The organism is Micromonospora sp. NPDC049101, from assembly GCF_040648675.1.
Lineage (GTDB): Bacteria > Actinomycetota > Actinomycetes > Mycobacteriales > Micromonosporaceae > Micromonospora.
This window is the reverse complement of record NZ_JBEZED010000006.1, coordinates 118,031-136,924: the sequence shown is the minus strand read 5'-3', so window position 1 is coordinate 136,924 and position 18,894 is coordinate 118,031. Positions and strand designations below refer to the sequence as shown.

Sequence of the window (18,894 nt, the reverse complement as noted above, 5' to 3'; positions counted from 1 at the left end):
GCGGGTCAGGGCCGGCTGTGGTGCTCCAGTAGCCGAGTGAGCAGTCGGGTCAGTTGGGCACGCTCGGTGGTGGACAGCGGGGCGAGCAGGTCGTGTTGGACGCGGTCGAGGGTGTCGCCCAGCCGGCGGGCCTCGGCGGCGCCGGCTTCGGTGCTGCTGATGATGTTGCGGCGGCGGTCGGCCGGGTCGGGGGCGCGCACGACGAGCCCTCGGCCGGCCAGGTCGTTGACGGCGGCGACGACGTCGCTGCGGTCGATGCCGCAGCGGCGGCCGAGGTCGGCCTGGCTGGCCGGCCCGTCCTCGGCGAGGGTGGCGAGCAGCCGGTAGTGGTAGCCGCGCAGGTCGTGCGCGGCGAAGGCCTCGCTGATGAGCCGGCCGGCGTGGGTGGCGGTCTGGTTGAGCAGCCAGGTCGGGGTGGTGCGCAGCCCGGCGGGTGACTGCGGGGCCGCGTGGTCCATGGGGTGCAGTCTACCAGTAATCGTTGGCGCAACCCACAATCGAGTGTTACGTTGGCGCGACCAACGTTGGCCCGGCCAACGTTTCGAAGGAGGCGTCATGTCCACCGTCCCCACCCTCAACGGGCAGGTCATCGGCCAAGCCCACTACGCCACCCGCGCCCTGCTCGAACGGGCCACCGCACCCCTGGGCGTCACGTTCACCCAACTGGTCGCCCTCAACGCCCTCGCCCAGGGCCCGGTCGAGGCCGCACACCTCACGCAGCGGGTCACCAGCACCCTCAAGGTCGACGAGCCGACCGTGCACCAGCTGATCGCCCACCTCGTCGACGCCGGCCTGGCAACGGTCGAGCGCCCCTCCTCCCCGGCCGGCGAGGAGCCGTTGGTGGCGCTCACCGACACCGGTCACGCCGCCCAGCGCGGCGTCGTCGCCGCCGTCGCGGACCTCAGTGCCCGGCTGTACGCGGACATCCCCACCGACGAGGCCAGCACGGCAGCCCGGGTGCTCACCCTCGTCACCCACCGCGCGAACGCCGAGCTGGCGGCGATCCCAGCCTGACCGGACGCCGGCAGTCAGGCGGCCGGCACCCAGCGCGTTGGGTGCCGGCCGCCTGGTCACCTACCGCGCCGGGCGCTGCCCGAGCTGCGACACCACGGCCCGTTGCAGCACCGCGGTCGTGCCCAACACCGTCCCGGCCGGCCCGTCGGCGGTGTCCGCCACGAGATAGCTGCGCTCACCGAGATAGTCGAACGTCTGCTCATCGAAGATCCACTCGTCGCGGCGGCTGCGTTCGGTGTGCGCGACGGCTATCCCCCGCCGTCCGGCCGCGTCGGTGGCTCCGCGCACCATCTCGACCCCGGGGATCTTCGCCGCGGCCCGGTAGAGCGCGGCGCTCGTGCGCGGCGGCACCAACGACTCGCGCAGGATGTCGCCGATCGCGGTGAACGCCGCACCGTCGCGGCTGGTGCCCGGGCCCCGCTGGGCGCGCTCGGCGTACAGCTTCGCCAGCAGGGCGTCTGGGTCCTCGGGCAGGTCGACCAGCGCGGCGTTCGGTGTCACGTCGGTAAGCGTCTCGCGCTCAGGAATCACGCCGACGATCGGCGCGTCGAAGAACGGCTGCCGCAGCAGGCCCTCACCCCGCTCGTCGCGGGGGATCCAGATCTCCCGCTCGTGCACCTGTCGCAGCCGCGCCGGGCCGTCGCCGAGTTCGGCGAAGGCCCCCCGGCTCCTGATGTAGACGTAGCGGCCCGTGCCCGCCGGTGGCACCGGCTTCGCGGCGGCGGCCGCGGCCATCCGGTTGAGCAGCAGCGTCGCGCCGAGGCGTTCGCCCTGCGCGACCGGGACGACGAGTGGCGCGCTGTCCGGTGCCCACGGCTGGGTGATCATCCCGGTCGTGATCGCGACGGCCAACGCCGCCGACACCGGCACGAGCACCCGTACCCGTCGGGGCCGCCGCGACGGCCGCCGGACCTCGGTCAGCAGATGATGCCGCAGCGCCTGTCGGCGCACCGCCGGCAGAGCCGGCACGGGCGGAGCGGACGGCTCTGTCATCGGTACTCTCCCTGCTCGACGGGGGTCATCGGGGTGCCGGCCAGTTCCTGCTGCGCCAGCGCGCGCAGTCGGACGCGGGCCCGCGACAGCCGGGAGCGCACGGTCCCGACGGGTACGCCCAGCGCCTCGGCCGCCGCCGCGTAGTCCAGTTGCGACCACACACAGAGCAGGAACACCTCCCGGTCCGCGCGGCGCAGCGCCCGCAGCCCGGCCAGGGCGGCAGCCACCTGCTCGGCGTCGTGCATCCGGTCGACCACGGCGTCGGCGAAGTCCGGGACGGTGTCGCGCACCGGCAACCGCCGCAACGCCTCCCGGTGTCGGCGCGCCGCCCGGCGGCGGTTGCGCAGCACGTTTGTCGCGATCCCCAGCAGCCACGGCCGCAGACTGTCCCCGTCCGGGCGCAGGGACTCGCGGATCCGCCACGCCTCCAGGAAGGTCAGCGACACCACGTCCTCGGCGTGCGCCGGATCGCTCCCGCTCCACAGCGCATGTCGATGAACCGCGTCGGCGTGCTCGTCGAAGAGCTCACCCAACGCGTCGGAGTCTCCGGCCCGGATCCGGGCCCGCATCTCGGCTGTCACACCTGTATCTGTCCGCTGCCGCTGGCGAGTTCCCGATCAATCATCGGCCGCCGGTCAGAAGTAGTCGAGCAACTGCGCCGGACCCCCGGCGCCCAGCAGGTCGAGCGCGGCCGGGTCGACACCCGGGCCGTGGTGCAGCAACCCGGCCTGTGCCACCGAGCGGGCGCGGGCCGCCCCGGCGTAGAGCAGGGCGAAACCGCGCACGTCCAGTCGCAGGTCGACCTCGCCGCCGACCCGGGTCAGCTCGGCGGCGCCGTCGGCGACTGTCAACCGCCAGGTGCCGGTGTTCCAGTCGGCGAGCGCGTCGGTGAGGCCGAAGTCGACCACGCCCCGGGCATGGGCGGGCCACCCCCGTGCGCTCACGGCGCGGGCGACGTCGACCGGTCGGTGCATCCACAGGTCCCGTTCGTGGTCGCGGGCCGACTCCAGCGGCAGGTGCGGGCTGACCGCGTCGCCGTCGAGCGGGCACAGCCGCAGCGTCGGTGCGACGCTGGCCCAACTGCCGAGCACCCCGACGAGCTCCCGGGCGGCCTCGGCGGTGACGGCCAGGGCCTCGTCCACGGTGAGCACCGAGTCGGCGCCGTAGCCCCGGCCGCGCTGCCAGGTGGCGTACCCGACCAGGTGGCCGTCGTCCTCGACCAGGGTGAGACCGTCGCCGGGCAGGCCCCGGTCGGCGGCGAAGAAGTCGAACAACTCGCCCCGACGGGTCAGCATGCCGTTGCGGTGCCGCGCGACCCGCTCGTACAGGCCGGCGACGGCGGGCAGGTCGGCCGTCGTGCCGGCCCGCACCGCCAGATCCGGCGACGGCCGATGCCGGGGCAGCGCGGCGGTGGCCAGATCGACGGTACGCAGCACACCGCCGGCTTCCCACCCGCACGCCCGGTACGGGGCGGCGATGGTCGGGTAGAGGGCGCTGACCGCCGCCTGACGCTCGCGGGCCCCGCGCAGCAGAGCGGTGAGCAGGGCACGGCCCACGCCCCGGCCCCGGGCCTCGGGGGCGACCGCCACCCCGGCGACGTCGGCGGCCGGCACCGCCCGGCCCGACCACCACTGGTCGTGGTGCAGGTCGACGGCCTTGCCGACGAGCCGGCCACTGTCGTCGAACGCGCCGTAGCGGGTCATGCCGGCAGGCGTGACGGTGGCGTGCGCGGGGGGCTGCGGGTCGGAGCCGAACGCGAACCGTCCCAACTCCCAGGCGGCGTCAAGGTCGTCGGTGCTGAGTTCACGAACGTGCACAGGCTCGGACATCGGCACACCCTAGCGGGGGCCGACCGGAGCCGACCGCCGATTCCCCCGCCCCGCCCCCGCCGCCCTCTGCCGTCGATCAAGGAGTTGTGGTGGGTGACAAAGGACCCGAACTGGCCCAGGCCGGGCACCACAATTCCATGATCGACGGGGTCGGCACGGGCGCGATCGTGCGCCGGCCTACTTCGCTCAGTGCTGGGGGATGTTGACCACGCCGATGCGCTTGCGGAACACCCAGTACGTCCAGGCCTGGTAGCCGAGCACGACCGGGGTGAAGATCACCGCGACCCAGGTCATGATCTTCAGAGTGTACGGGGTGGAGGCGGCGTTGGTGGCCGTGAGCGTGCCGGCCGCGTCCAGGGTGGAGGGCAGCACGTTCGGGAACAGCGCCGCGAACAGGGTCGCCACGGCCAGGCCGATCGCCACGGCGGTGCCGGTGAACGCCCAGCCCTCCCGGCGTACCCGGGCGGCGGCGAGCCCACCGAGCAGGGCGAGGGCCGCGGCGACGGCGAGCACGACGGCGGCGGTGCTGGAGCGGATGCTCAGCGTCCAGGCCAGGAAGGCGACCGCGAGCACGGCGGCGCCGACGCCCAGGCGCACGGCGAGCGCGCCCGCGCGCTCGCGGATGTCGCCGGTGGTCTTCAGGGCGAGGAACACCGCGCCGTGGGTCGCGAACAGCGCAAGGGTGGTCGCGCCGCCCAGCAGGGCGTACGGGTTGAGCAGGTCCAGCAGGCCGCCGACGTACTCGTGGTCGGCGTCCAGCGGCACACCGCGCAGGATGTTGGCGAAGGCGACGCCCCACAGGATCGCCGGCACCACCGAGCCCACCACGATCGCGGTGTCCCAGCGGCGCTTCCAGGACGCCTCGGGGCGCTTGTGCCGGTACTCGAAGGCGACGCCGCGGGCGATCAGGGCCAGCAGGATCAGCAGCAGCGGCAGGTAGAAGCCGGAGAACAGGGTGGCGTACCACTCCGGGAACGCGGCGAACATGGCGCCGCCGGCGGTGATCAGCCAGACCTCGTTGCCGTCCCAGACCGGGCCGATGGTGTTGATCAGAACGCGGCGTTCCCGGTCGTCGCGGCCCAGGACGGGCAGCAGCATGCCGACGCCGAAGTCGAAGCCCTCCAGGATGAAGTACCCGGTGAACAGCACGGCGACGAGGAGAAACCAGATGGTGGTCAGGTCCACGATGGGCTCCGGGATCAGTAGGCGAAGGCGAGCGGGCGCTCGGCGTCGTCGGTGTCGTCGGTGGGGGGTTGTTCGGTGACGTCCGGTACGCCGGCCTTGGCGTAGCGCAGCAGCAGCTTGACCTCGATCACGGCGAGGGTGGCGTAGATCAGCGTGAACGCGGTGAACGAGGTGAGCACCTCGGCCAGCGAGACGCTGCGCGACACTCCGTTGCGGGTGAGCATCTCGCCGAAGACGATCCACGGCTGGCGGCCCATCTCGGTGAAGATCCAGCCGAAGGAGTTGGCCAGCAGCGGCAGCACCGGCATCGCCAGCCCGGCGCGCAGCAGCCACCTGCTGCTGGGGGTGCGGCCCCTGCGCTGGCTCCACAGGACCAGCAGGGCGATGGCGCCGGCGGCCATCCCGAAGGCGATCATGAAGCGGAAGCTCCAGTAGGTGACCGGGATGATCGGGGTGTAGCCGCCCGCCCCGTACTGGGTGGCGTACTGGGCCTGCAGGTCGTTGATGCCGTGCACGGTGCCGTGCGGGTCGCCGGTGCCCAGGTACGACAGCAGGTACGGGATCTTGAGGGCGAACACCTCGCGGCTGCCGTCGAGGCTGCCGATGGTGAGTACGGAGAACGAGGCGGGGCTCTCGGTGGTGTAGAGGCCCTCGGCGGCGGCCATCTTCATCGGCTGCACGTCCGTCATGATCTTGCCTTGGATGTCGCCGGTGAACAGCACGGCGGCGGAGGCGACCAGGACCACCCAGGAGCCGAATTTGGTGGCGAAGCGGTACGCGCCGGTGTCGGCCGAGTCGCGGTTGCGGATCAGGTGCCACAGGCCGACGGAGACGACCAGCGACCCGGCGACCAGGAACGAGCCGGCCAGGGTGTGCGGGAAGGTGATCAGGGCGACCTTGTTGGTCAGCACGGCCGGGAAGTCGGTCAGCTCGGCGCGCCCGCTGTCGGGGTTGATCCGGTAGCCGACCGGGTTCTGCATGAACGAGTTCGCGGCGAGGATGAAGTACGCGGACAGGTTCGTGCCGATCGCGGCGGCCCAGATGCTGGCCAGGTGGGCGCGCTTGGGCAGCCGGTCCCATCCGAAGATCCACAGGCCGATGAAGGTGGATTCGAGGAAGAACGCGACGAGCGCCTCGATGGCCAGGGGCGCGCCGAAGATGTCGCCGACGAAGCGGGAGTAGTCGCTCCAGTTCATGCCGAACTGGAATTCCTGCACGATGCCGGTGACCACGCCCATCGCGAAGTTGATCAGGAACAGCTTGCCGTAGAACTTGGTGAGTTTCAGGTAGCGCTCGTTGCCGGTGCGGTGCCACATCGTCTGCAGGATGGCGACCAGCACGGACAGGCCGATGGTCAGTGGCACGAAGAGAAAGTGGTAGACGGTGGTGACACCGAACTGCCAGCGGGCAACGTCCAACGCGTCCACTCGAAACCCCCACCCATTCGTACTACGAGACGTAGTAAATACTACTGCTCGTCGTAGCGGATTCGGCAGGGCCGGGCGACCCGAACCGACCCGGGACCAATGACCCTGATCACCCCGACCCGCGCTCGCGACCACACCGCCGCGTGCGACGATGGCGCGCTGATGGACACCGCACACTCCCCCTGGCAGCCGCCGCTGATCTGGCGCGCCGCCCTCCTGCTGGTGCGGGGCCTGGTCGGCCTGCTGGCCCGCCTCGAGGTCACCGGCGACGTCCCGGCGCACCTGCGCCGCGGCCCGCTGGTGCTGGCCGCCAACCACATCAGCCCGTTCGACCCCCTCGTCATGGCCGCCGCCTGCCAGACCCGCGGCATCGCCCCCCGGATCATGGCGACCGCCGGGCTGTTCCGCGTGCCGGTGTTCGGTGCCGCCATGCGCCACGCCGGGCACATCCGCGTCGACCGGGGCACCAGCGCCGTACACCGGGCACTCGACGACGCCGCCAGCGCCGTCGCCCGGGGATCGGTGATCCTCATCTACCCCGAGGGGCGCATCGGCCTGGACCCCGGCATGTGGCCCGAACGCGGCAAGACCGGCGCGGCCCGACTCGCCCTGGCCTGCGGCGCTCCGGTCGTGCCGATCGCCCAGTGGGGCGCCCACGAGGTGCTGCCCTACCGGGCGCCGCGCGGAATGCTGCGCGGCATCGCCCGCGCACTGTGGCGCCGCCCGGTGATCCGGGTGCACTTCGGCGCTCCCGTCGACCTGGGCGAGACGAACACCGAGACCCCCGGCGCCGCCCGCCGGGCCACCGACCGGATCATCGACGCGCTCACCGACGCCCTCACCCCGCTGCGCCCCGACGAGCCGGACCGGCCCCGGCACGTCGATCCGGGCCGCCCGACCGACCTCAGCCGGGCGCACCGCCGGTCGAGCTAGCCGACCGCGGCAGGCGCCGATGATCGACTCGGCTTCCGGAAAACCGGGGCATACCCGCGCCCCGGACACCCCGCCTTTCCGGAAGCCGAGTGGATCACGGGCCGCACCGCCCTCCCCCACGCACAGGAGGTATCTCCCGTGGTCGGGGGATCCGTGACGCCCACGAACCGTCGACGATCGACCCGATCGGTTCGGCAAGATACCGCGGCCCGCTTCTTCGGTGCCGGCCACGCAGGCACGCAGGCAGGCAGGCAGGCACGCGGGCGAGAAGGTGCCAGCACGTCGCGGAACCGCCCGCGCGCGTTCACCAGGGAGGTCGGTCATGACGGCGGAGACCAACGGCGCGGGAGAGCGGTGGACGACGCTACGACGCTTCGCCGGGTACGGAGCCGCTCTCGCGATGACGCCGTACCTCATCGTCAAGATCGTCTGGACGCTTGACGGTCTCCGTGGCGGCGGCCTGCACGACGGCGCCTGGAGCAGGCTGAACTGGACGGCGGTCAACGGACTGACTGTCGCGATGGCCGCAGCCGCCATCCTGCTCGGCCTGGCGCTGGGGCAACGGTGGGGCATGCGGATCCCGGGTTGGCTGATCCTCCTGCCGGCGTGGGTCGGCACCGGGTTCCTCGTACCGATGATCCCGATCCTGCCGGTGCTGGCACTGACCGACAGCGGAGGTGACACCGCGGCCGACGCGGTCGTGCCCGCCTGGGAGATCGCTCTGCTGTCGGTGTCCTTCGCCGGATTCGGCCTCGGGGTGGCCGTCGCCGTTCCCCTCTACGTCTGGCAACGCTGGCCGCAGGCCTTCACCGACCCGACACCCGCGAGGTCGGCCGTGGAAGGCACGACCTGGGCGGTGCAACGCACCGTGGCCAACCTGGCGGCGGCCGTGAGCGTCGCACTCGGGCTACCGCAGATCTACTGGTCGCTGGGCGGCAGCGTCGGACTCGACCAGGCGGCCCTCGACCACCGTGATGCCCAGTGGTACATCTGGACCGGCAACAGCGGACTCTGGGCCCTGATCGCCGCCGGGGGAACGTGGGCTGTCCTGCGCCGGCGCGCCGGCGCGGGCCTCCGGACACCCATGCTGCTGACCTGGGTGGCGTCCGGAGGGCTGTTCGCCTGGGGATCGTGGAAGGCGATCTTCACCTACGCGGTCGCGTCCTCGTTCCCTTCGCCGGAGCCCCCGTTGACACTGGCGGCACAGAACCACCTCGGCGCGCTCGCCGGGGCGATGCTGCTGGTCGTGCTGCTGCTGGTCGCCGCGCACCGGGCGACCGCCGAGAAGCTGGCCTGACCCCGGGCGGCGGCGCGCACGGGCGACAGACGCCGGCCGGTCACCCCCCGGCCACCAACCGGGGGCATACTGCGTCGCGTGTTGACCCGATTCGGCTACCTGGACGCGCCCGCGCCGCTGGCGTTCGCCCACCGTGGCGGTGCCGCCGAGGGAGACGAGAACACCACCGAGGCGTTCGCCCGCGCCATCGGGCTGGGCTACCGGTACGTGGAGACCGACGTGCACGCCACCGCGGACGGCGTGGCGGTGGTCTTCCACGACCCGACGTTGCGACGGGTCACCGGCGAGGCGGGGCGCATCGCCGAGCTGAACTGGGCCGACCTCGCCTCGGTACGCGTCGGCGGCGCCGCCGTCGTACCCCGGCTCGACGAGGTGCTGGGCGCCTGGCCGCAGGTCCGCTTCAACATCGACGTGAAGGCCGACGGCGGCGTCGAGCCGGCGGTCGCGACGGTGACCCGGGCCGGCGCCGGCGACCGGGTGTTGCTCGCGTCGTTCAGCGACGCCCGGCTGACCCGGCTACGCGCGCTCACGCAGGGGCGGGTGGCGACCAGCCTCGGCATGCGCGGGGTCGCCCGGCTGCGGCTCGCGTCGCTGCACGGGCGGCCGCTGCGGCTGCCCCCGTCGGTGGTCGCCGCGCAGGTGCCACCGCGCTACGGGCGGGTGCCGGTGGTGGACCGCCGGTTCCTCGACTACTGCCACCGACTCGGCCTTCAGGTGCACGTCTGGACGATCGACGAACCCGCCCAGATGCACGACTTACTGGATCGTGGCGTGGATGGCATCATGACCGATCACGTCGGCGTGCTGCGCGACGTCTACCGCAGCCGCGGCCACTGGGCCGCCTGATCCGTCGAAGGACCCCCGGATGGCCGAGACCGTGACCCCCACGGTGGACGACACCCCGCCCGCGTCGAGCACCCGCCGCGAGCGTCGGGGCTGGTACATCTACGACTGGGCCAACTCCGCGTTCCAGACCACGGTGATCACCGTGTTCCTCGGCCCGTTCCTGACCACCGTCGCCGAGCTGGCCGCCGGCTGCGAGTTGGGCGCGGACACCTGCGACGGGTCCGTGCACCCGCTGGGCATCACCATCGCCGCCGGGTCCTACTACCCGTACCTGATCTCGCTGTCGGTGTTCCTCACCGTGTTCGTGCTGCCGGTCATCGGGGCGATCGCCGACCGGTCGGCGCACAAGAAGCGGCTGCTCGGCGGGGCCGCGTTCACCGGTGCCGGCGCGACCATCGCGATGGCCTTCGTCACCGGCGACCGCTACCTGCTCGGTGGGGCGTTGTTCCTGGTCGCCAACATCTCCTTCGGCGCGGCGGTCGTGGTCTACCACTCGTTCCTGCCGCAGCTCGGCGGCCCCGACGAACGCGACGGCATCTCCAGCCGCGGCTGGGCGATCGGCTATCTGGGCGGTGGTCTGCTGCTGGCGCTCAACCTCGTCGCGATCACCCTGCTCGACGAGGGGGACAACCCGCAACGCACCCTGGACCTGGCCCGCTGGTCGATCGTGTCCGCCGGGGTGTGGTGGGCGGTGTTCACGCTGGTGCCGCTGCGCTGGATGCGCGAGCACCCCAGCGCGGCGGCCCTGGCCGGTGGCGGCGGCAACGTGGTCACCGACGGGTTCCGGCAGCTCGGTCGGACCATGCGGGAGATCAAGGCGTACCCGTTGACGTTGTTCTTCCTGCTCGCCTTCCTGGTCTACAACGACGGCATCCAGACCGTCATCACCCTGGCCAGTCAGTACGGCACCGAGGAGCTGCGCCTGGAGCAGAGCACCCTGATCATCACGATCCTGTTGGTGCAGTTCCTCGCCTTCGGTGGCGCGCTGAGCCTCGGCGCGTTGGCCAGGCGCATCGGCGCGTGGAAGACCGTGCTGCTCAGCCTGGTGCTCTGGACCGGTGTGATCATCGCCGCGTTCCGGCTGCCCGCCGAGGCGCCGGTGCCGTTCATGATCCTCGGCGCGGGCATCGGCCTGGTCCTCGGCGGCAGCCAGGCGTTGAGCCGGTCGCTGTTCAGCCAGCTCATCCCGGTCGGCAAGGAGGGCGAGTACTACGGCTTCTACGAGATCAGCGACAAGGGCACCAGTTGGCTCGGCCCGCTCGCCTTCGGCCTGGTGTTCCAACTCACCGCCTCCTACCGGGTGGGCCTGGTCTCACTGCTGATCTTCTTCGTGGTCGGTTTCCTGCTCCTGGCCGCCGTGCCGATCCGCCGTGCCATCGTCGCCGCGGGCAACACGCCACCGCGGGTGCTCTGAGCACGCGTCCCGCGCCCGACAGATCAGCCTCGGCCGATCGGCTAGGCTGCCCGACCGTGACAGACGACGCCGCCACCGCTCCGACCTGCCTGGCTCACCCGTTCCCCGGCCAGCCGCACGCACCGGCCGGGTGCGCGGCCGCGCGCGGGCTCGACGGACGGCCGGTGCACGCCGCGGCGTTGAAGTTCTTCTGGGGGCCGATGGACTGCGGCAAGTCGACGATGGCGTTGCAGATGAACTACAACCACGCCCGGCAGGGCCGCCGTGGGCTGGTCACCACCCGCATCGACAGGTCGCTGGGGCCGCAGGTCACCACCCGCATCGGCCTGGCCCACGAGGCCATCGAGGTCACCGACGACCTGGACCTGCGGGCCCTGGTGCGCGGGCGGTGGGCCGACGGGGTACGCGTCGACTACCTGATCTGCGACGAGGCGTGCTTCTACACCGTCGAGCACGTCGAGCAGATGGCCGAGCTGGTCGACAGCTTCGACGTGGACGTGTTCGCGTTCGGCCTGGCCACCGACTTCCGCTCGCAGCTGTTCCCCGCCGCGCAACGGCTGTTCGAGCTGGCCGACGAGGTGGCCCGCATCCAGGTCGAGGTGCTCTGCTGGTGCGGCCGGGAGGGGTTGCTCAACGCCCGCGTGGTCGACGGGCGGGTGGTCCGCGAGGGCGCCCAGGTCGTCATCGGCGACACCGTGGACACGGCCGAGGTGCGCTACCAGGTGCTGTGCCGCCGGCACTACCGCAGCGGCGACCTCGGTCCCCGCGACTGAGCCACCCGCCGCGCCGACACCCGATCATCCCGACTGAGCCGCCCGCCGCGACGAGACCTGGTCGGCCACGATCACCCCGACCGTGACCAGCAGCGCCGCAGCGGCGGCCACCGCGACCGGGGACCGCAGCGCGACCGCCGCCGGCGACAGGGCGAGCAGCAGCGCCGCCGCCGCGAACCGGGCCACCGCCCCGTCGGCGCGCAGCACCAACTGGTACGCGCCGTGCCCGGCCAGGAACAGCGCCGGACCGCCCAGCATGACCAGCGCGGTCGCCCACTCGACCGGTTCACCGGGAGCGTTGAGCAGCCGCTCGTCGCCGACCGCGGTGACGACGATGCCGGCCACCATGACCGGGTGCAGATAGTTGAACACCAGCCGCGAGAGCCCACCGGCGCGCTGCCCGGCACCGGCCAACGCCGCCGTGACGGCCTGCGCCCGGTCGAAGTACACCCACCACAGGGCCACCGAGCCCGCGAAGGCGAGCAGGAACGCGGCGATCGTCACCCGGTCCAGCCGCTGCGTCAGCGTTCTTCCGGTGATCAGGATCGACTCACCCAGCGCGATGAGGATGAACGCCTGGCAGCGTTCGGCCAGGTGCCCGCCCTCCACCTCCCAGTGCTCCGGGGTGCTGCGCCCCAACCCGGGCACCGGAAACCCGGTCGCCAGCCCGATCGAGTCGACGACGATCACCGCGATCCAGATCACCTCCCGGGCCGGGGTGTCGACAAGCCCGCCGATGACCGCGAGCGTGCCGGTACCGGCGATCCAGACGACGCACTGGCGGAAGCTGTCGCCGAGCCAGGGTTGTCCGCGGATGGCCCACATGGCGAAGACCGTCCGCCCCACCTGCACCGCCGCGTACGCCCCGGCGAAGAGCAGCCCGTGATCGCCGAACGCGCCGGGCAGCGCCGCCGCGAGCAGCAGACTGCCCAGCGTCACCAGCAGCAGGACGGCTCGCACCGGCGCCCGGTCCGGGTGCAGCCAGTTGCCCGCCCACACGGTGTAGATCCAGACCAACCAGACCAGGCCCAGCAGGACGGCGGTCCGCCCGGCGCCCGACCAGCCGAGGTCGTTGCTCAGGTAGTGCGACAACTGGGTGATGGTGAAGACGTAGACCAGGTCGAAGAACAGCTCGGTGGAGGTGGTCCGCTCCACGCCCCGACGCGGGCGCAGCAGATCCGGGTGCAGCGGCTCGGAGCGGGTCACCGCGCACCCCGCTTCACCCGGGACCGGTCGGCCACGATGACGGCGACGGTCACCGCCACCGCCAGCGCGGCGCACACCGCGACGGGCAGGCCCAGCCCCACACCGGCCGGCATCAGCGCGAGCAGCACCAGCACCGCCGTGATCCGGCTGGTCGGCAGGTGTCGCCACAGCAGCGCCTGGTACGCGCCGTGCCCGGCCAGGAACAACGCCGGCCCGCCCAGGACGAACAGTGCGGCGACAGTGGTGGCGGGCGCGTCGGGCTCGCGTAGCAGCGACTCGTCGCCGGCGGACACGACGATCACGCCGGCGACGATCACCGGGTGCAGGTAGTTGAACGCGACCCGGCTCAACGCGCCGGTGCGCTCGCCCGCCCCCGCGATGACCTCGGTCGCGGCCGGGGCCGACCGGGCGAAGTACACCCACCACAGCGCCACCGAACCGGCGAACGCCAGCAGGAACGCCCCCGACGTCTCCAGGTCCACGTGCGACGTGAGGGTGCTGCCGGTGACCAGGATCGACTCACCCAACGCGATCAGGACGAACGCCGCGCACCGTTCGGCCAGGTGCCCACCCTCCACCATCCACCGTTCGGGGCGGCTGCGACCCCGCCCCGGCAGCGGGTAACCGATCAGTAGGCCGACGACCTCGATCACGATCACCGCCGCCCACAACGCCTCCCGGGCAACCCCGGCGGCCAGGCCGCCGAGCACCACGAGCACCGATGTCCCGGTGATCCACGGCAGCGACTGTTGGAACCCGGCGACCAACCACGGGGTGCCCCGCACCGCCCACAACGCGAACACGGTGCGGCCCATCTGCACGACAACGTAGATCACCGCGAAGAGCAGGCCGGTCCCGGCGAACGCCTGTGGGATCGCCGCCGACAACGACAGGCTGCCCAGCGCCACGCCGATCAGCAGGACCCGCACCGGCCCCTGATCCGGTTGCAACCAGTTGGTCAGCCAGGTGGTGTAAACCCAGACGAACCAGACCAGGGCCAACAACAGCGCGGTACGCGCGGCGCCCCGCCAATCCGGGTGGGCGATCAGGTAGTGCGACAACTGGGTGATGGTGAAGATGAAGACCAGGTCGAAGAAGAGCTCCGTCGAGGTGGTCGGTTGCACTCCTTCGCGCGGGCGCAACAACTGCGGACGTACCGGGGTGGTGGCCGGTGACTCAGAAGGGGTCACCGCACACCCGCCAGTCCCCGCCCTCGCGGACCACCGGTAGGCGGCGTTCCTCGCTGCGCCCGCCGTCGCGGGTTACCTTCACCGTCACCGTCCCCTGCGGGCGTCCGCTGCGGGTGGCCACCGACACGTCGGTGATCTCGTAGTCGGTGACCATCGGCGGTGTCCGCACCCAACTGGTGAAGCCGATCGCGCTCCACCGGCTGCGGGCGTCGGCGCAGAGCCGCTCGTACGCGCGGTCGCTGTCGCCGAGCGCCACCTCGCTGAGGAAGTCGTCGGCGGTTTCCCGGATCGGGCCGGCGGCCTGCCGGACGGTCTGGAGGTTCCAGGCGGCCAGCCCGGCCACCCCGACGCAGCACAGCGCCACACCGAACCCGGCGAACGCGAGCCCGGTGCGCATCGGGCGGTTGCGCCGGGCCGGTCGGCTCCACGACTGGCCGGCACCCACGACTACCGACCGTAGAGAACGTGATCGCGCTGAAGTGTGACAAGTCGGAAATCAGCGACAGGTGACTGCCCTGTTCGGACCGGCCACGGATCGTCTACGGTCGGCGCACACCCCCGAGCAGTGCCAGGAGCCGATCGATGAGCCGCTTCGTGCAGCCGCCACCACCTCCCGTCGACCCGTACGCCGGTGACGGCCTGCTGCGGTCCTGGCTGGAGCGCCACCTGGGCCCGGCCGGGCACGCCACCGCGAAGGGCCGCCTCGCCGACCTGGCCGCCGACGTCACCGGGCCGCTGCGCGCGGCGCACGCCGACGCGGAGGCGCACCCGCCGACGCTGGTCCGCTACGACCCGTGGGGCGCGCGGATCGACCGGATCGACACCTCCGCCGGCTGGCAGGCGCAGCGCGCCGCCGCCGCCCGACACGCCGTGGTCGCGCTGCCCTACCTGCCGGACGCGCGCGGCACCTGGGGTGCCGCCGCGCGGGTCGTGCAGCACGCCCTGCTGCACCTGTACGGGCCGGAGTCGGCGACGTTCTCCTGCCCGGTGGCGATGGCCGACGGGGCGGCGGCGCTGCTCAGCACGCCCGACGTGGACGCCGGGGTCCGCGTCGCGTGGCTGCCCCGGCTGATCTCCACGGACCCGGCCACCGCGATCACCAGTGGGCAGTGGATGACCGAGTCGCAGGGCGGCTCCGACCTGGGCCGTTCCAGCACCATCGGCCGACCCGCGGCGGACGGGTCCTGGCGGCTGACCGGGGAGAAGTGGTTCTGTTCCGCCGCCGACGCGGCGATGGCGGTGGCGCTGGCCCGGCCGGAGGGCGCCGGGCGGGGCAGCCGGGTGCTCGCACCGTTCCTGGTCCCCCGCTACGCGGCCGACTCGCCGTTGAGCATCGGCGAGGCGCCGGGCGCGCCCGCGTCGGGTGTCACCGTGCACCGCCTCAAGGACAAGCTCGGCACCCGTGCGCTGCCCACCGCCGAGATCGGTCTGCACGACGCGTACGCGCTTCCGCTGGGTGATCCGGCGGTGCCCGGCCTGGTGCGGGCGATGACCCTGGTCATGGTGACCCGGGTGCACAACGCCGCCGCGGCGGCCGGTGGGATGCGCCGCGGGCTGGACTACGCCCGCGCGTACGCCGAGGTGCGGCACGTCGCCGGTGGGCCGCTGGCGTCCTCGCCGCTGCACCGGGCCACCCTGGGCACCCTCGCGGTCGACGCGGCGGGCGCGTTCGCCCTCGCCGGGCACGCGTTCGCGCTGCTCGGGCGGGTCGAGGTGGGCGCCGACCCGGAGGCCACGGCGGAGCTGCGCATCGTGGCGCCGCTGGCGAAGCTGGCCACCGGCCGGCTCGCCGTCAGCTCCGCCAGCGAGTACCTGGAGAGTTTCGGCGGGGCCGGTTACGTGCAGGACACCGGCGTGCCCCGGCTGCTGCGCGACGCGCAGGTCCTGCCGATCTGGGAGGGCACCACGAACGTGCTGGCCCTGGACGTGCTGCGGGCGTTGACCCGGGAGGACGCCGGGGCACCGGTGCTGAGCCGGCTCGCCGCCGCCGTCGACCTGGCCCGACCGCTGTCGCCGACGCTTGCCGACACCCTGGCCGCCGCCGCCTCGGAGTTGGGCGACACCATCGCCGCGGTCACCGCCGATCCGAGCGCCGCGGCGGTGCAGGCCGGTGCCCGTGGTCTGGCGCTGCGCCTGGCGTACGCGCTGACCACCGCGCTGCTCGTCGAGCACGCCGCGTGGGGTGACGAGCGGGCGGAGTTGGCGGCCCGGCTGTGGGCGCGACGCTGGCTGCGGCACGAGGAGATCGCCGAGGACGCCCACCACCACCTGGAGCTGCTCTGCTGAGCGGCCGAGGCGAGCGCGGGCAGGAGCCATGTCGGTGCTGATCGAGCTGGGTGACGACCGGGGCGCACCCCTGGACGAGCCCGGGCCGCCGCCGCCGGTGTCGCGCCGTTGGCGGGTGGCGCTGCTGCTGGTGGCGTGCGCCCTGCTCGGCGGCGCGACCGGGCCCGCGTACCTGACGCCCCAGGTCGGGCCGGCGGTGCCCGCCGGGGCGACAGTGCTCGGCGCGGGGCCGCTGCTGCTTGTCGTCGACCCCGGCACGAACCCGCCGACGCTGAGCGCCTACGACTCGGCCGCGCCGAACGGCCCGCCCCGGTGGCGGGTCACCGTGCCGTCCGCCGCCGGGTGGTTCGCCGAGGCCGCCGGCGAGCTGCTGCTGCTTGTCGAACGCGACCAGACGCGCGGGGCGAGGATGACCACCGCGCGGTCGATGCGGACCGGCCAGCTCATGTGGGGGCGACGCGAGCGGGTGTACGCGGCCGGAGACGCGCCGGTCGCGGTGCGCGAGGTGCGCAGTGCCTCCGAGCCGGGACGGCGGGTCGAGGGCACGGTGCACGGTGTCGATCCGGCGACCGGCGCGACCCGCTGGTCGGTTCCGGTGCCCTCCACGGCGGTGCTGCGGGCGCTGCCCGGGCGGTTGCTGCTGGTGCAGGACGACGGGCTGGCCCGGCTACTCGACGCCCGCGACGGCACGGAACGGGGGCGGGGACAGCTTCCGCCGGCCGACTACGGCCCGGACAACCCCCAGGTCGTGGGCGGGCACCTGGTGCTGCGCCACCCGAGCGGCAGTGGGCCGGCGCTGACCGGCTACGACCTGCCCGGCCTGGCGCAGCGGTGGCGGTTGCCGGTCGAGCCGGGTGAGCTGACCCTGCGGCCCTGCCAGGGTCTGCTCTGCGGGCAGGACGAGCGGGGCCGCTGGGCGATCGACGCCGGCACCGGGGAACGGCGCTGGACGTGGCCGGCCGGGACGCGCTGGCGCACGGTGGCGGGCGCACGGCCCGACATCGAGCCATTGGTGCTGGTGGGACTGGCGGCGGACGGCCGGCGTGTCCTGGTCGCGACGGTGGGCCGCGACGGTCACCGGGTGACCGCGGTGCTCCCGGCGGGGCTGACCGACTGCCGGCGGGTCGGCGCGGGGCTCATCTGCCGCGACGGCACCGACCGGGTGACGGTCTGGCCGCTCGGCGCCCGCTGACCGACCACCACGGTCAGCGCAGCGGGCCTCGCGCGACGGCGGCGCGCATCGTCTCCGGGTCGCCCGCCGGGACGAACTCCAGCCACCAGGTCGCACCGGCCGCCGCGAGCTCGTCGAGGTACGCCCGTTCGGCGCGTTCGTCGGGTCGTCGCCGCCGGCCGCCGATCGCCACGTCGAACAGCTGGCCGTCGGCGCGGGTGGGTGGCAACGCCTTGACCAACTCGCGGACTTCGTCGGGGGTCAGGTCGGACCACCCGTCGGTGTCGGTGAGCTTGTACGGCACGATGCCGTCGGCGCGGGCCGCGCGGCGGCGCACCGCCCCGGCCTGGAGGCTGCCGCCGACCCAGACCGGCACCCGGGGCGACTGCACCGGCGGGGGTCGCAGTGCCACCCCGTCGGCGCGGTAGTGGGTGCCCTGATGGCTGACCCGCTCGCCGCCGAGCAGCCCGGTCAGCAGGTCGAGACCCTCGTCGAGCATCGCGGCGCGCACGGACACGTCGGTCTGCTCGCCGAACGCGGTCAGCCCCCGGTCGGCGGGGTCACCGACGCCGACCGCGACGGTGGCGCGGCCGGCGCTGAGATGGTCGAGGGTGAGGACCTCCCGCGCCAGCTTCGCCGGCCGACGCCGGGGTAGCGCGGTGACGGTGGTGCCCAGGCGCACCCGGGCGGTGCGCCCGGCGATCGCGGCGAGCACCAGCCACGGGTCGTAGGTGGACGGCTCGTCGCCGGAGTAGTGGATCAGATAGTCCTCCAGGAACACGCCGTCCCACCCGGCGCGCTCGGCGACCTCCCCCAGCTCGACCAGGGTGGACACCGCGAGGGAGCCGCCGCCGCAGGAGATTTCCAGGCCATGTCTCATCGGTCGACCGTACGAGTGGGGTACGACGGGTGTCGGGGGAGCGCTCCTGTCGGACCCCGGGGACATACTGCCGACGTGACGACTTCTGCCGACCTCGCCATGGTCAACCTCGACAGTTCCGACCCCGCCGGCCACGCCGCGTTCTATCACGAGGCGCTCGGTTGGGAAGTCACCCACAGCAACGCCGAGTACGCGATGATCAGCTCCGGGGCCGTCTCCATCGGCTTCGGTCTGGTCGAGGGCTACCAGCCGCCGGCCTGGCCCGACGGCGACAAGCGCTACCACCTCGATCTCTATGTCGACGACCTCGCGGCGGCGGAGGACAGGTTCGTCGCGGCGGGCGCGTCCAAGCCGGATTTCCAGCCCGGCGGCGACAAGTGGGTGGTGCTGCTCGACCCGATCGGGCAGCCGTTCTGCATCTGCCCCCGCCCCCAGAGCTGAGACGGTTCG

At 73.0% G+C, this 18,894-nt stretch carries 19 protein-coding genes; 9 read left to right on the top strand and 10 right to left on the bottom strand.

Annotated features, from left to right (window positions below; all coding sequences use genetic code 11):
* Positions 1-5: 5 nt before the first annotated feature.
* Positions 6-458 (bottom strand): MarR family transcriptional regulator, encoded by a 453-nt coding sequence (locus tag AB0B57_RS10420; protein ID WP_357067504.1) that lies wholly within the window; start codon positions 456-458, stop codon positions 6-8.
* A 97-nt stretch (positions 459-555) separates the two neighbouring features.
* Between AB0B57_RS10420 and AB0B57_RS10415 the strand changes: the two genes are divergently transcribed.
* The gene (locus AB0B57_RS10415) at positions 556-1,014 is read left to right on the top strand and encodes a MarR family winged helix-turn-helix transcriptional regulator (protein WP_357067502.1); all 459 of its coding nucleotides are present in this window, start codon (positions 556-558) and stop codon (positions 1,012-1,014) included.
* 60 nt (positions 1,015-1,074) lie between these two features.
* Here the strand turns inward: AB0B57_RS10415 and AB0B57_RS10410 are convergent, their stop codons facing one another.
* The 5 genes from AB0B57_RS10410 to AB0B57_RS10390 all read right to left on the bottom strand — a co-directional run bounded on the left by AB0B57_RS10410 (position 1,075) and on the right by AB0B57_RS10390 (position 6,448).
* Positions 1,075-2,007 (bottom strand): CU044_5270 family protein, encoded by a 933-nt coding sequence (locus AB0B57_RS10410; RefSeq protein ID WP_357067500.1) that lies wholly within the window; start codon positions 2,005-2,007, stop codon positions 1,075-1,077.
* Positions 2,004-2,588 carry an RNA polymerase sigma factor gene (locus tag AB0B57_RS10405; RefSeq protein ID WP_357067497.1) on the bottom strand — a complete coding sequence of 195 codons (585 nt, stop codon included), beginning with the start codon at positions 2,586-2,588 and terminating at the stop codon, positions 2,004-2,006. The genes AB0B57_RS10410 and AB0B57_RS10405 overlap by 4 nt, the downstream gene beginning before the upstream one ends.
* Before the next feature lie 54 nt (positions 2,589-2,642).
* Complete coding sequence (locus tag AB0B57_RS10400; RefSeq protein ID WP_357067495.1) at positions 2,643-3,836, bottom strand: GNAT family N-acetyltransferase; 1,194 nt, start codon at positions 3,834-3,836, stop codon at positions 2,643-2,645.
* 186 nt (positions 3,837-4,022) lie between these two features.
* Entirely contained in the window at positions 4,023-5,021 is a 999-nt protein-coding gene (cydB, locus tag AB0B57_RS10395) for a cytochrome d ubiquinol oxidase subunit II (RefSeq protein ID WP_357067493.1), read from the bottom strand.
* Between the two features lie 14 nt (positions 5,022-5,035).
* Positions 5,036-6,448 carry a cytochrome ubiquinol oxidase subunit I gene (locus AB0B57_RS10390; protein ID WP_357067491.1) on the bottom strand — a complete coding sequence of 471 codons (1,413 nt, stop codon included), beginning with the start codon at positions 6,446-6,448 and terminating at the stop codon, positions 5,036-5,038.
* Positions 6,449-6,610: 162 nt separating this feature from the next.
* Here AB0B57_RS10390 and AB0B57_RS10385 point away from each other — a divergent pair, with 162 nt between their 5' ends.
* From AB0B57_RS10385 to AB0B57_RS10365, 5 genes are all read left to right on the top strand, one after another.
* Positions 6,611-7,381: a lysophospholipid acyltransferase family protein gene (locus tag AB0B57_RS10385; protein WP_357067887.1), complete on the top strand. Its 771-nt coding sequence runs from the start codon at positions 6,611-6,613 to the stop codon at positions 7,379-7,381.
* A gap of 322 nt (positions 7,382-7,703) precedes the next feature.
* Positions 7,704-8,678, top strand: coding sequence for a hypothetical protein (locus AB0B57_RS10380; protein WP_357067489.1), 975 nt, complete (start codon positions 7,704-7,706; stop codon positions 8,676-8,678).
* A gap of 78 nt (positions 8,679-8,756) precedes the next feature.
* A complete protein-coding gene (locus AB0B57_RS10375) occupies positions 8,757-9,524 on the top strand; it encodes a glycerophosphodiester phosphodiesterase (RefSeq protein ID WP_357067487.1) in 768 nt (255 codons plus the stop codon).
* 19 nt (positions 9,525-9,543) lie between these two features.
* Positions 9,544-10,938 (top strand): MFS transporter, encoded by a 1,395-nt coding sequence (locus tag AB0B57_RS10370; RefSeq protein ID WP_357067485.1) that lies wholly within the window; start codon positions 9,544-9,546, stop codon positions 10,936-10,938.
* 164 nt (positions 10,939-11,102) lie between these two features.
* Positions 11,103-11,711: a thymidine kinase gene (locus tag AB0B57_RS10365; protein ID WP_357067885.1), complete on the top strand. Its 609-nt coding sequence runs from the start codon at positions 11,103-11,105 to the stop codon at positions 11,709-11,711.
* Between the two features lie 24 nt (positions 11,712-11,735).
* On the opposite strand, the gene AB0B57_RS10360 is transcribed toward AB0B57_RS10365, so the two are convergent.
* From AB0B57_RS10360 to AB0B57_RS10350, 3 genes are read right to left on the bottom strand one after another with little or no spacing between them, the layout of a single operon-like run.
* On the bottom strand, positions 11,736-12,917 hold the full coding sequence (locus AB0B57_RS10360) for a low temperature requirement protein A (protein ID WP_357067483.1): 1,182 nt from the start codon (positions 12,915-12,917) through the stop codon (positions 11,736-11,738).
* Positions 12,914-14,107, bottom strand: a complete 1,194-nt coding sequence (locus AB0B57_RS10355; protein ID WP_357067481.1) for a low temperature requirement protein A — start codon at positions 14,105-14,107, stop codon at positions 12,914-12,916. The genes AB0B57_RS10360 and AB0B57_RS10355 overlap by 4 nt, the downstream gene beginning before the upstream one ends.
* Positions 14,094-14,504, bottom strand: a complete 411-nt coding sequence (locus AB0B57_RS10350) for a hypothetical protein (RefSeq protein ID WP_357067883.1) — start codon at positions 14,502-14,504, stop codon at positions 14,094-14,096. The genes AB0B57_RS10355 and AB0B57_RS10350 overlap by 14 nt, the downstream gene beginning before the upstream one ends.
* 185 nt (positions 14,505-14,689) lie before the next feature.
* Here AB0B57_RS10350 and AB0B57_RS10345 point away from each other — a divergent pair, with 185 nt between their 5' ends.
* Both AB0B57_RS10345 and AB0B57_RS10340 read left to right on the top strand, forming a co-directional pair.
* Positions 14,690-16,393, top strand: a complete 1,704-nt coding sequence (locus AB0B57_RS10345; RefSeq protein WP_357067479.1) for an acyl-CoA dehydrogenase family protein — start codon at positions 14,690-14,692, stop codon at positions 16,391-16,393.
* 28 nt (positions 16,394-16,421) lie between these two features.
* A complete protein-coding gene (locus tag AB0B57_RS10340) occupies positions 16,422-17,585 on the top strand; it encodes a PQQ-binding-like beta-propeller repeat protein (RefSeq protein ID WP_357067477.1) in 1,164 nt (387 codons plus the stop codon).
* A gap of 13 nt (positions 17,586-17,598) precedes the next feature.
* On the opposite strand, the gene AB0B57_RS10335 is transcribed toward AB0B57_RS10340, so the two are convergent.
* Positions 17,599-18,444, bottom strand: a complete 846-nt coding sequence (locus AB0B57_RS10335) for an LLM class flavin-dependent oxidoreductase (RefSeq protein ID WP_357067475.1) — start codon at positions 18,442-18,444, stop codon at positions 17,599-17,601.
* A gap of 75 nt (positions 18,445-18,519) precedes the next feature.
* Here AB0B57_RS10335 and AB0B57_RS10330 point away from each other — a divergent pair, with 75 nt between their 5' ends.
* The gene (locus tag AB0B57_RS10330; protein WP_357067473.1) at positions 18,520-18,885 is read left to right on the top strand and encodes a VOC family protein; all 366 of its coding nucleotides are present in this window, start codon (positions 18,520-18,522) and stop codon (positions 18,883-18,885) included.
* Positions 18,886-18,894 lie beyond the last annotated feature (9 nt).